General features: G+C 67.6%; 10 protein-coding genes. 4 read left to right on the top strand and 6 right to left on the bottom strand.

The features are described from left to right. Window positions 1-40: 40 nt before the first annotated feature. Genes JOF57_RS03500 through JOF57_RS03490 form a run of 3 tightly spaced genes read right to left on the bottom strand, consistent with a single transcriptional unit; the run spans window position 41 to window position 3290 of the window. A complete protein-coding gene (locus JOF57_RS03500; protein ID WP_307869952.1) occupies window positions 41-2257 on the bottom strand; it encodes a heavy metal translocating P-type ATPase in 2217 nt (738 codons plus the stop codon). Further along, window positions 2254-3069, bottom strand: coding sequence for a DUF8832 domain-containing protein (locus JOF57_RS03495; protein WP_209913672.1), 816 nt, complete (start codon window positions 3067-3069; stop codon window positions 2254-2256). Before JOF57_RS03495 ends, JOF57_RS03500 begins: the two co-directional genes overlap by 4 nt. A gap of 14 nt (window positions 3070-3083) precedes the next feature. Then, window positions 3084-3290, bottom strand: a complete 207-nt coding sequence (locus JOF57_RS03490) for a heavy-metal-associated domain-containing protein (RefSeq protein ID WP_209913670.1) — start codon at window positions 3288-3290, stop codon at window positions 3084-3086. A 100-nt stretch (window positions 3291-3390) separates the two neighbouring features. On the opposite strand from JOF57_RS03490, the gene JOF57_RS03485 reads away from it, so the two are divergent. Continuing rightward, window positions 3391-4104 carry a response regulator gene (locus JOF57_RS03485; RefSeq protein ID WP_209913668.1) on the top strand — a complete coding sequence of 238 codons (714 nt, stop codon included), beginning with the start codon at window positions 3391-3393 and terminating at the stop codon, window positions 4102-4104. Continuing rightward, the gene (locus JOF57_RS03480) at window positions 4104-5207 is read left to right on the top strand and encodes a HAMP domain-containing sensor histidine kinase (protein WP_209915767.1); all 1104 of its coding nucleotides are present in this window, start codon (window positions 4104-4106) and stop codon (window positions 5205-5207) included. The genes JOF57_RS03485 and JOF57_RS03480 overlap by 1 nt, the downstream gene beginning before the upstream one ends. On the opposite strand, the gene JOF57_RS03475 is transcribed toward JOF57_RS03480, so the two are convergent. From JOF57_RS03475 to JOF57_RS03465, 3 genes are read right to left on the bottom strand one after another with little or no spacing between them, the layout of a single operon-like run. After that, window positions 5204-5872: a DUF305 domain-containing protein gene (locus JOF57_RS03475; RefSeq protein WP_209913666.1), complete on the bottom strand. Its 669-nt coding sequence runs from the start codon at window positions 5870-5872 to the stop codon at window positions 5204-5206. The genes JOF57_RS03480 and JOF57_RS03475 overlap by 4 nt on opposite strands. Window positions 5873-5905: 33 nt before the next feature. Then, window positions 5906-7033: an adenylate/guanylate cyclase domain-containing protein gene (locus tag JOF57_RS03470; RefSeq protein ID WP_209913664.1), complete on the bottom strand. Its 1128-nt coding sequence runs from the start codon at window positions 7031-7033 to the stop codon at window positions 5906-5908. Further along, complete coding sequence (locus JOF57_RS03465; protein WP_209913662.1) at window positions 7033-8319, bottom strand: GAF domain-containing protein; 1287 nt, start codon at window positions 8317-8319, stop codon at window positions 7033-7035. The genes JOF57_RS03470 and JOF57_RS03465 overlap by 1 nt, the downstream gene beginning before the upstream one ends. A 277-nt stretch (window positions 8320-8596) precedes the next feature. Here JOF57_RS03465 and JOF57_RS03460 point away from each other — a divergent pair, with 277 nt between their 5' ends. After that, window positions 8597-9085, top strand: coding sequence for a DNA-deoxyinosine glycosylase (locus JOF57_RS03460; RefSeq protein WP_209913660.1), 489 nt, complete (start codon window positions 8597-8599; stop codon window positions 9083-9085). Window positions 9086-9243: 158 nt separating this feature from the next. Further along, a complete protein-coding gene (locus JOF57_RS03455; RefSeq protein WP_209913658.1) occupies window positions 9244-12411 on the top strand; it encodes an ATP-binding protein in 3168 nt (1055 codons plus the stop codon). Window positions 12412-12460: the final 49 nt, after the last annotated feature.

Genomic DNA, 12460 nt, shown 5'->3' with positions numbered 1-12460 from the left:
GTTCCGCCTGAATCGAATCCGGCCCGTGACATTTCCGCGATCATCGGAATCGTCTCAGCCGCAGGCTGTTACTGACCACGAACACCGAGGAGAACGCCATCGCCGCACCGGCCAGCATGGGGTTGAGCAGTCCGGCCGCCGCCAGCGGCAACGCCGCGACGTTGTAGGCGAAAGCCCAGAACAGGTTGCCCTTGATGGTGGCCAACGTGCGCCGGGACAACCGGATGGCATCGGCGGCGGCCCGCAGATCACCGCGCACCAACGTCAGGTCGCTGGCCTCGATCGCCACATCGGTGCCGGTACCCATGGCCAGGCCGAGGTCTGCCTGCGCCAGCGCTGCGGCGTCGTTGACACCGTCGCCGACCATCGCCACCACCCGGCCCTCGTCCTGCAGCCGTTTGATGACATCGACCTTGTCCTGCGGCAGGACATCGGCGTAAACCTCCTGCACGCCAACCTGTTCGGCGATCGTGTGGGCTGCCGCCTCGTTGTCGCCGGTCAGCATGATCGGCTCGAGACCGAGGGCGCGCAGTTGCTCGATCGCCTCTTTCGAGGTGGGCTTGACCGCGTCGGCGACCACCAGCACGGCGCGCGCCTGCCCATCCCACCCCGCGGCGATCGCGGTGCGGCCCTGGGCCTGAGCATCGCGCATCGCGATATCCAGGTCCGGTGGCAGCTGCTGTCCCCAGTCGGCCAGTAGCTGGCGACGGCCCACCACCAGGGCATGGCCGTCTACGACGCCCTGCACCCCGAGGCCCGCCACGTTGGCGAAATCCTCGGCCACGGGCAGGTCGCCGAGCTTGTCGCGGGCGCCCTTGGCGATCGCCCTGGCGACCGGATGCTCAGAGCCGTCCTCGACCGCCCCGACCAAACGCAGCACCTCGGCGGGATCCTCACCGGGCGCGGTGATCACGTCCAGCAGAGTCATCGCCCCGGTGGTCACCGTCCCGGTCTTGTCCAGCACCACGGTGTCCACGCGGCGGGTGGATTCGAGCACCTCGGGCCCCTTGATCAGGATGCCGAGTTGGGCGCCACGTCCGGTGCCGACCAGCAGCGCGGTCGGGGTGGCCAGGCCCAGTGCGCACGGGCAGGCGATGATCAGCACCGCCACCGCGGCGGTGAACGCCGCGGCCACCGATCCACCGGTGCCCAACCAGAAACCGAGCGTGCCCACCGCGAGCGCGATGACGATCGGCACGAAGACCGCGGACACCCTATCGGCCAGACGTTGCGCCTGCGCCTTTCCTGATTGCGCGTCCTCGACCAGCCGGGCCATCTGGGCCAGCTGGGTGTCGGATCCGATTCGCTTGGCGCGCACCACGAGCCGGCCGCCGACGTTGACTGTGGCGCCGACCACCTGATCGCCGGCACCGACTTCGACCGGAACCGATTCCCCGGTGAGCATCGAGGCATCCACCGCCGATGAACCGTCGATCACCTCACCGTCGGTGGCGATTTTCTCGCCGGGACGGACCACGAACTCGTCACCCACCGCCAGCGACTCGACCGGGATGCGTTGTTCCACACCGTTTCGCAGAACCGCAACATCCTTGGCGCCGAGCTCGAGCAATGCGCGCAGCGCTGCCCCGGCCCGCCGTTTGGAGCGTGCCTCGAAGTATCGCCCGGCCAGGATGAAGGTGGTGACGCCCGCGGCGACCTCCAGGTAGATGTTGCCGGCGCCGTCGGACGGCGAAATGGCCAGTGAGAACGGGTGTGTCATGCCCGGCATCCCGGCGGTACCCCAGAACAGCGCGTACAGCGACCAACCGAACGCCGCGATGGTGCCCATCGAGATGAGCGTGTCCATGGTGGCGGTGCCGTGCCTCAGATTCGTCCAGGCGGCGCGGTGGAACGGCAGTGCGCCCCACACCACGACGGGTGCGGCCAGGGTCAGCGAGAGCCACTGCCAGTTGGTGAACTGCAACGCGGGGATCATCGCCATGGCGATGACCGGGATCGTCAGTAGGGCCGAGACGATCAACCGGGTGCGCAACGCGGCGGTTGGATCGTCCTCGACGTGACTCTCGCCCGGTTCGGTCGCCGGCAATTGTGCCGTGTAGCCCGCGGTTGCGACGGCCTCGATCAGTTGCTCGGGCGTGACCTCGCCTGCGACGTCGACGGTGGCCTTCTCGGTGGCGTAGTTCACGGTCGCGGTGACGCCGTCGAGATTGTTGAGCTTGCGCTCGATGCGTCCAGCGCATGAGGCACACGTCATCCCGCCGATCTCCAGTACGACGTGGCCAGTGGCGGTGCTCACGGTGCCCCCTCAACGGTGAATTCGGCGGTGTGCACCGCGTCGCGGTGCTTGAAGTCAAGGAACAACCGGTATTCACCGGCGCTCGGAAGTGTGGTGTGGAACGCGATCTGCGGGCCCGGCGCGGTGGCCGGGTCGGCCGCGTCGCTCATCGGATGGACGTGCAGGTAGGCCAGGTCCGATGCGCGCACCGCGACCAGATGCCCGTAGGCACCCAGGTAGGGCTGCAGGTCGGTGACGGGCTTGCCGTCCCGGCTGACCGACAGCGTCAGCTCCGAGGGTTTACCGGCCGTGGCCACCCCGGCAAGCGTGACGGTATACCCGTCGACTGTGGTGGTGTCGGCCGCCGCGGGCAGCGGTTGCGGCTGGTAATCACCCGCAACGGCCAGGTCGGCACCGATCGTGACGGCGCGGCCGCCGGCCGGCACGAAGTCGGCGAACACCCTGTAGTCACCGGGCTCGGCCAGCTCCAGTGGAACACTCCACGAGCCGGACTTGTCGAGCACCGGATGAACGTGCTGGTAGTCGGCGAGATCGCGGCGCACCACGATCAGATGCAGCATCTTTTCGTGGCTCTCGACGTATTCCGTCACCGGGGCGCCACTGCTGTCGACGATCTGGAACCGGAGCGGTACCGCGGCGCCGGACGGCAGCGCAGGCTCATCGAGTCGAAGCGTGTATGCCACCGCGTGGCCGGAGTCGTGGCCCGTGGCCGGGGCGCTGCCCGGCATGATCGCCGAGCCGATACCGAAGGACACGGCGAACACCATGACGAGTCCGACGACGAACCCGATGAGCTTCTGCGGTGCACTCATGATCGATGACCGATTCAGCCCGCGACGGCGTAGCCGGCCTCGGCGACCGCATCGTTGATGGCCGACGGATCCAGCTGGTTGTCACTGTCGATGGTCACCAGCCCAGACGACAGGTCGACCTCGACCGCACGCACGCCGGGGAGCCCGCCGACCTCTTCACGCACTGACGTGGCGCAATGCCCGCAGGTCATGCCGGAGACGGTGATGGTCTGGGTACTCATGCAATTTCCTCCTGAACCAGCTGTCGTTGTCGATCCATACTATACCCCCCTAGGGTATAAATTCCCTATGTGTCCCGGCCCACTCCTGCACTATGGGCACATGGAGCAGATTCCGGGCGGCTACCGGGCCCTGGTGGTCGACGACGAAGCCCCGCTCGCCGAGGTCATCGCGAGCTATCTGACGCGCGATCAGTTCGAAGTCACCGTCGCCAACGAGGGGACCGAAGCACTGCGCCTGGCCCGCGAGGTCGACCCCGACGTGGTCATCCTCGACCTCGGCCTGCCCGGCATCGACGGCGTGGAGGTCTGTCGACAATTGCGCACGTTCTCCGACGCCTATGTGGTGATGCTGACCGCCCGCGACACCGAGACGGACACCATCGTCGGCCTGTCGGTGGGCGCCGACGACTACATGACCAAACCGTTCAGCCCGAGGGAACTGGTGGCCAGGATCCGGGCCATGCTGCGCCGGCCCCGCGTCGCCGCTCCCGGTGCCACGGACGGCCGCGTGTTCGGGGCGCTGCGCATCGACGTCGACGGACGCCAGGTCTTCCTCCACGACGAACCGATCATGCTGACGCGCACCGAATTCGATGTACTCGCCGCCCTCTCGGCTCGGCCCGGCGTGGCGCTGAGCCGTCGCCAGCTCCTCGAATCCGTATGGGAAACCACCTATGTGGGTAACGAACACCTCGTCGACGTTCACATCGGTCACCTCCGCCGCAAACTCGGCGATGATCCGGCCGATCCGCTGTACGTGATCACGGTGCGCGGCGTGGGATACCGCATGGGCACCGGGCAGGACAGCCAGTGATGACCGTCGGCCTGCGTACTCGACTGCTGTCGGCCCAGGCCCTGGTAATGGCCGCCGGTGCCGGCACCACCGGACTGGTGGCCGCCATCGTCGGACCGCCACTGTTCCGCGAACATCTGCACCGCGCAGGGGTTTCCGGCGACTCGGCCGAACAGATGCACGCCGAGGAGGCCTACGTCTACGCCACGGCGATATCGATCGCGGTCGCGTCCTGCGTCGCGATCCTGGCGGCCCTGATCGTCACCTGGTATATCGGCAGGCGCCTGCAGCGGTCGTTGACCGAGGTGGCCAAGGCCGCCACCGCCATCGCCGACGGCCACTACGACTCTCGGGTACCGCCTGCCCATCTTGGCGACGAATTCGACTCCCTGGCCAGTTCTTTCAACCAAATGGCTGGGCGCCTGGAATCCGTCGACGCCGGTCGCCGCAGGCTGTTCAGTGATCTTGCTCATGAGATCCGAACTCCGATTTCGGTATTGGAGGCCTACTTCGAGGCCATTGAGGACGGCGTGCGGACACTTGACCCCGAGACCGTCTCGATGCTGCGCCAGCAGACCCACCGACTGGTCCGGTTCGCCGGCGACGCGGCTGCCCTGGCCAAGGCGGAGGAGAGCCCGGCCACGATCACTCCGGTGCCGGTGGCGACACACACCGTGGTGGCCGCCGCCGTCGCCGCGGCCCAGGACCGGTTCGACGACAAGGGCGTGGCGTTGCACCGGCAGACAGCCGAGGACCTGCCGGCGCTCTGGGCCGATCCCCACCGGCTGGCCCAGATCCTGGGCAACCTGCTCGACAACGCACTGCGGCACACCCCGGCCGGGGGGCAGGTGACCATCAGCGCGGCCGCCGGACCCGAGAGCGGGACCGTCACTCTGAGGGTGACCGATACCGGCGAGGGCATCCCTGCCGAGCATCTGCCCCATGTCTTCGACCGGTTCTACCGGGCCGACACCGCACGTGATCGCGACCACGGCGGATCGGGCATCGGGCTGGCGATCGTGAAGGCCCTGGTCGAAGGCCATCGCGGGCGGATCGAGGTGACCAGCCCGGCAGCCGGTTCAGGCGCCGGGACCACCTTCACGATCACCCTGCCGACCGGCTAGAGCGAACCCAGGACCTGTCGCATGGTGTCAATCTCCTGCTGCTGGGTCTTCACGATGGCGTGGGCCAGCTCGACCGCAGCCGGATACTGACCGTCCTTGATCTCATCGTCAGCCATGGTGATCGCGCCCTCATGGTGAGCGATCATGTGCGTCAGATACAGCTTGGCCGCCTCGACGCCCTGGGCGTTGCGCAGCGCGGTCATGTCAGCCTCCGACACCATGCCCTGCATGGCGGGCATGCCGGCCTGCCCCATGTCGCCGTGTCCCATGTCGCCATGCCCCATGTCGCCATCGCCCTGCGGCATCGGCGGCATCGGGGGGTTGCCCCACTGCTTCAGCCAGCCCTGCATCTGCGCAATCTCCGGGGCCTGGGCACCCTTGATCTGGGTGGCCAGGTCGATCACCCGCGCGTCGATGCCCGGCTTGGCCAGCAACACGTCGCTCATCTCGACCGCTTGCTCGTGGTGCGGGATCATGTGGTGGGCGAACATCACATCGGCGTCGTTATGAGCCGCGTTGTCGGCTTGGCCCGAAGCCTGCGGGGTCGCCGCCGCCGACGTGGCCGTCGTCGCATCCGCAGCCCCATCCGTGGACTGGTTACTACAGCCGGCCACCAGAACCGCCGCTACCACCGCGCCGGCACTCAGCGTCATCAGTTTCGTCATCCCTCAAGCCTCCCCAAGGTCCATATGGCTGGTCTAGTCGTTCGATGAAGATTCAATAAAGTTCGGCGCGGTTCGGGCCCGGAACAGCTTGACGTCACTCTTGACACCCTTGAGGTGTCGGGCCCCGACGAACGACCAGCTGAACCGGCCAGTCTCGCCGACCGCGGTCCGGGTGGACTCCGCCACCAGCACGGTCCCGGGCCGCGCCGCGCCGGTCACGCGGCTGGCCAGATTCACCGAACCACCGAACCAGTCACCGGCCCGGCTCACCGCGGGCCCGGTCGCCAGCCCGACCCGCAGCCGCGGGAACCCCTCGTCGGTCTCGGTGACCGCCACCAACTGCAGGACCGCATCTACAAGCGCCGCCGCGTCGGTGCTGACGAGCATCACCGCATCGCCGATCGTCTTGATCAACCGCACCGGGCCGACCGCCACCTCACGGGCCGCGTCGGCCAATCGATTCGCCAGCCGCTCAAGGTCTTCGGGCTGCACCACCTCGCCCAGCCGGGTGAACCCGACGATGTCGGCGAACGCGATGGTGACCAACCGGGCACCGGGCAGCGGGATCCCTTCAGCCCGCTCCGAGGCAGTCACCGCCTCGGTCTCCAACGAATGGCGCAGTTGCACGAACAACATGTCCCGGATCATCGGACCGATCAACGGCGCCGCCTCGGCCACGAGCGCTTCGGTCGCCTTCGCAGTTTCCAGTTCCGTGGCACCTGCGGTCAGCACCGCTGACAGCGCGGCATAGCGCATCACCTCGGCGGCCCGGCCGAGCCCCTCGGAGAGCACCCGGGTGATCAACACGATCTGGTCCGGGTCGATGCCCAGCTCCACGAACCGCTCAGCGAAGCCCACCGCCTCGGCGTCGGCCCGCAACAGCACCGCGGCGTCGGGATCCTCGACAGTTGCCAGTCCCATCGCCCGTTGCAACCGCTGCACCAGTGCGACGTCCAGTCCGGTGTGCTCGCTGATCTCGCGGGTCGACGTGTAGGTGCCGTCATCGCCGGCCACCCGGCGCGAGGCCAGCAGCATCGGGGTGCCGGCCTGGCGGATCTGGTCGGCGCCGATACCGCGGGCCAGCAGCCATTCGACCAGCTCGGCGCGCTGTGCACCCGCTTCGCCGTCGAGTCCGTCCAAGAGTGTGGGGTCGGCCGCCATCAGGCCAAGGTATACCCGCGCACCGCATGAACCGCCGGAGCCGTCGACGAAGTCAGCAACATCGACATATCCTGCGGGTAACGGACATCCACGATCACCGAATCCCCGAAGCGGTAGGGCTTGCCCGCCACCAGGCCGACGAACTGTTTACGCAGGCGCGACATTTCGGCGCGCACGGTCACCACTCGCGACCGGTCGCCGTAGAGGTCCGCGGCAAGTTCCGGCGCCGACCGGCCCTGCTCGTTGGTCGCCAACACCAACAGGATCTCGGCATGACGGCTGGAGATGCTGCGCCGCCAATTGCCGAACTGGCCGACCATCTCCAGAGACGGTTCCCCGTCGCGCAGGTCGAGGATCACCCGCGACGGCCTCGGACTGGGCTCGGTGTCGTCGGCCACCCGGACCAACCACCCACCCGGCAACGACTCCACATCGCACATACCCAGCGGCGGTACCCAGATCCGGCCGGGTAACCCGCTCTCCGGCAACAGGATCCGATTGTGCAGCGGCAAGGAGGCCACTGCCGCCACCCAGCCGTCCGCGTCGACTGCCAATGCCGGGCCGCCGACCCTTGCCAGCATCGGTGCCGCCACGGCGCGCAACTGGTTCAACGTTCGGTCATGTGCTTCCCGGAGCCGGGATTCGGCCAATCGCGCCACCAGATCCACCAGGGCCACGGTCGTCGGATGCACCGTCGGCGCCGGTCCGGATACGTCCACGATGCCGATGACCTGGCCCGTCCGGGGATCCCGGATCGGCGCCCCGGCACACGTCCACGGGTGGTGGCTGCGCAGGAAATGCTCGGCCGAGAAGATCTGCACCGCACGATGCAAGGCCAGCGCGGTGCCGATGCCGTTGGTGCCCACGGCGTTCTCACTCCACGTCGCGCCCTCGATGAAGCCGAGGCGATCGGCGAGGCTGAGCACGCGTGGCGAACCCGACCGCCACAACACGCGGCCGCGGGCGTCCGCGATGACCAGGATGTTGTCGCCCTCCCCGACCACCGATTCGAGCCCGCGGGTGACGTCGTCGAGCACCCCCATCAGCCCCGACCGTTGCCTGAGCAAGTCCAGTCCGGTGGTTTCGGTGCGGGGCGGAACGTGGTGGTCTGGGTTGATCCCCCTGGCCCGCAATCTGTTCCAGGAATCTTCGATCACCGAACGCGGACGCGCCGGCGCCCGGTCGCCCGACATGGTCGCGTCGTACACGGCAGACAACAGCATCGCGTAACGCCGCGGATCCTCACCGGATGAGACCGCGGGCTCGGGTACCAGCAAACCAGCCATCACCGCCGATTGTGCTCTACATCACACCTCCGCGCCACGCGAACCGAAGTCGGGCCACATCGGATCCTTCGCGCTCCTTTCGCAGGCAAATGCCCGGGGGTCTGCAACCCCGTGCAACCCTTGCCGCAACCCTTGACCGCCGTGTGAGCTGGGACACATGACACCGGACTGAAGGAGGTCCCTCACCTGCACTGACGATCTACGATATGGCGCCCCGAACGTGACTCCCCCCACGCCGTTCGGGGCGCCCGCGTGCGCGCGGCGTATACATGCGTGAGTGACCGGCCTGCTGCACGGACTGAACCCCATCGTCGGTGCGGCGCCCCGGGTACTGATCCTCGGCAACATGCCGAGCGCGATGTCGCTGGCCTCCGGTGAGTACTACGGCAATCCGCGCAACGCGTTCTGGCGGATCACCGGATCACTTTTCGGATTTGGTGCCGATGAGCCATATGCGGACCGGGAAGCCGCACTCTGCGCGCACCGGGTGGCGGTGTGGGATGTGCTCCGGTCCTGCCGTCGAGTGGGCAGTCTGGACTCCGCCGTCGAACGGGACAGCATGGTGCCCAACGACTTTGCGACGTTCTTCGCCACGCACCGTACGCTCGAACGGGTGGTCTTCAACGGGGCCGCCGCCGAGACCAACTACCGGCGCTTGGCCGGTCCTCTCCCCATGCCCAGTCTGCGGGCGCCCTCGACCAGCCCCGCACAGACCATGCGCTACGAGGACAAGCTGGCCGCCTGGCGGGTGGCGCTGGCCGGCTAGGCGCAGTGGCCGGCCGTCCGCGCGTCGGCGCAGGTTGTTGCTCGATTGGTCGTTGCCCCGGGAAAGGCCCATCGTGGCAGCGCGGCATCGACTCCCCTTCGGCGTTGCTGCGTTCTATTCTCGTTGCAGCAGGTTCTCCGATGGCGGGGGCTTTTCGAATGACGGAAACTGCGACGTGCCGCACGTGTGGCACCGAGCCGCGGGCAGGCGCCCGGTACTGCGACGCGTGCGGCGCGCCCGTCGCATCGACTCCGGGCGCCGAATACAAGCAGGTCACCGTCTTGTTTGCCGACGTCGTCCGGTCCATGGATATCGCGGCGACCTTGGGCGCCGAGCGCCTCCGCGAGATCATGAGCGACCTGTTCAACCAATCCGCCGCCGTGGTCCGCCGATACGGCGGCACCGTCGACAAATTCACCGGTGACGGCATCATGGCCATTTTCGGCGCACCGGTTGCGTTGGAAGACCACGCTTTTCGCTCCTGCCTGGCCGCGCTCGAGATCCAGCAGCAGACCATCCTGCTGGCGGTGCAGGTGGCGGCCCGCGACGGTCTCGACCTGCAACTGCGCATCGGACTGAGCTCAGGTCAGGTCATCACCGGCGAAGTCGGCACCGACACGATGAGCTACACCGCGATCGGTGAGCACGTGGGCATGGCACAACGCATGGAATCGGTCGCGCCGCCCGGTGGGGTGATGCTCACCGAGTCGACCGCACGCCTGGTTGAAGACACCATGATGCTGGGCGAGGCTGAGATGGTGCAGGTCAAGGGCGCCGATCACGCCATCCGCGCATGCCGCCTGCTCGAGCTCAATTCCGCACACAACCTGCTCAATGTCGGCGAATCAACCCTGGTCGGCCGGGGCTGGGAACTGTCCGCCGTCGAAGGCATCCTCGAACGCTCGATCCGGGGCCACGGCAGCATCGTCCTGCTGGTCGGCGGGCCCGGTATCGGTAAGAGCCGGCTGGTCAGCGAACTCGCGGCAAGGGCCGCCGCGCGCGGCGTGCCGGTGCATTCCACATTTTGCGAGTCTCACACCAGCGAAATCCCATTTCATGCCATCACCGGACTGCTGCGGGCGGGATTCGGTGTCGAAGACCTGGACAGGGAAGCGGCCCGCGCGAAGCTTCGAGCCCAGATTCCCGACGACACCACCGAGAGCCTCGAGCTACTCGACGACCTGCTCGGCATAGGCGACCCCGACGTCGTTCTGCCGGTGATCGACCCCGATGCCCGGCGGCGCCGGCTCACCACCCTCGTCAACGCGGCGTCGCTGGCGCGAAGCACCCCGGCGATCTACGTCGTCGAGGATGTCCACTGGGTCGACAGCGTCAGCGAATCGATGTTGTCGGACTTCCTGTTGGTCACGCCGCAGACTCCGTCCCTCGTTGTGATCACCTACCGCCCCGAATATCACGGCGCATTGAGTCATGTCCATGGCGCGCAGACGATAGTTCTTGCACCACTCGATAATTCGGAGACATCGGCGTTGATCAACGAATTGCTGGGGGCCGGTGACGGCGCAGCCGACCTGACCGAAACCATCACCGGTCGGGCCGCCGGAAACCCGTTCTTCGCCCTCGAGATCGTGCGCGACCTGGCCGAACGAGGCCTACTCCGCGGCGAACGCGGCGCCTACGTGCTGTGCGACGGGCAGGGTCGGGTGAGCGTTCCGGCCACCCTCCAGGCCACCATCGCCGCACGGATCGACCGGCTGGATCCGGCGGCCAAGCGAACGCTGAGCGCCGCCGCGGTGATCGGATCCCGGTTCAGCGCAGGGTTGTTGGCCTGCCTGGACACCGAACCGACCTTCGGGGATCTGATCGAAGCCGAGCTGATCGATCAGGTGCAGTACACGCCGCACGCGGAGTTCGCCTTCCATCATCCGATGGTGCGGACCGTCGCCTACGAATCACAGCTGAAGTCCGATCGCGCTGAACTGCATCGGCGTCTCGCCGACACCATCGCCGCGCGCGAACCCGCGCTGGCCGACGAGAACGCCGCATTGATCGCCGAACACCTGGAAGCCGCCGGCGACCTGCATGCGGCATACAACTGGCATATGCGCGCCGGCGCGTGGGCGAACAACCGCGATACCGCCGCAGCTCAGATGTGCTGGGAGCGCGCCCGCCAGATCGCCGACCTGCTGCCCGCCGATGATCCCGACCGGGCCGCGATGCGGATAGCTCCGCGCACTCTGGTGTGCGGCAATGGTTTCCGCAGCAACATGAGTGTCTCGGGGGCCCGTTTCGAGGAACTGAGGGAACTGTGCGAGGCCGCCGGGGACAAAGCGTCACTGGCCATCGGCATGGCCGGGCTGACCGGCGAACTGATGATGCAGGGGCGGGTGCGCGACGCGTCACTGCAGGTCTCCGAGCACATGAGCCTGATCGAGTCCATCGGCGATCCGGCGCTCACCGTCGGCTTGTCGGCCACTCCGATCTCACTCAAGATCGAGAGCGGCGAATTGGGCGAGGTGCTGCGGTGGTCGCAGATGGCGATCGACCTGGCCGACGGCGACTCCACCAAGGGCAACTTCATCATCGGCTCACCGCTGGCGGTGGCCTTCGCGGCCCGCAGCATTGCCAAATGGGCCCTGGGCCTTGAAGGTTGGCGTGCGGACCAAGAGCATGCGCTCGCCATCGCGCGTAACACCGACCGATTCACCCACGCTCTCGTCATCACCTGGACGTACTTCACCGCGGTGTCCTGCGGCGTACTGCTCGCCGGCGACGACGCCTTGCGCGACATCGACGGGGCCCTGCAGATCACCGAGGGAGCCGGCGACGACATCGCGCTCGGCCTGGCCCGGGTGACCATGGGATACGCCTTGCTGAACCGAGATTCACCGGCCGATCGCGAGCGTGGATTGTCCATCCTCGGCCAGGTTCGGCAGATGTGTGTGAGCGGCCGGTTCTACATGTCCGAGCTGGTCGGCATCGACGTCTACACCGCCCGAGAACGGGCCAAGCGCGGCGACCGGGCCGGGGCCATCCGGGTGCTGCGCGAAGCGGTCGACGACCTCTTCCACAGCGGGCAGCTTCCGTACAACATCTTGGCGACCGGAATCCTCGCCGAGGCCCTGCTGGACCGGGGCGCCGAGGGCGACGTGGCCGAGGCCGAGGCGGCGATCGCCAGACTGGCCGCGGCCCCGGCCGAGGACGGCCTGGTCATCCTCGACATCATGCTGCTCCGGACGAATGCGCTCATCGCCCGCGCCAAGGGCGACGACGCCGGCTACCGCGAATACCGCGACCGGTACCGAGATCTGGCCACCCGCCTCGGCTTCGAGGGGCACATGGAGCAGGCCGCAGCGCTGCCCTGACCACGCACCTGACCGGAATTCACCGAAACCGCGCTCGTGTCCGTGTCGC

Origin of the sequence: Mycolicibacterium lutetiense (assembly GCF_017876775.1) — a bacterium.
GTDB lineage: Bacteria > Actinomycetota > Actinomycetes > Mycobacteriales > Mycobacteriaceae > Mycobacterium > Mycobacterium lutetiense.
This window is presented reverse-complemented; position numbering and strand designations above follow the sequence as displayed.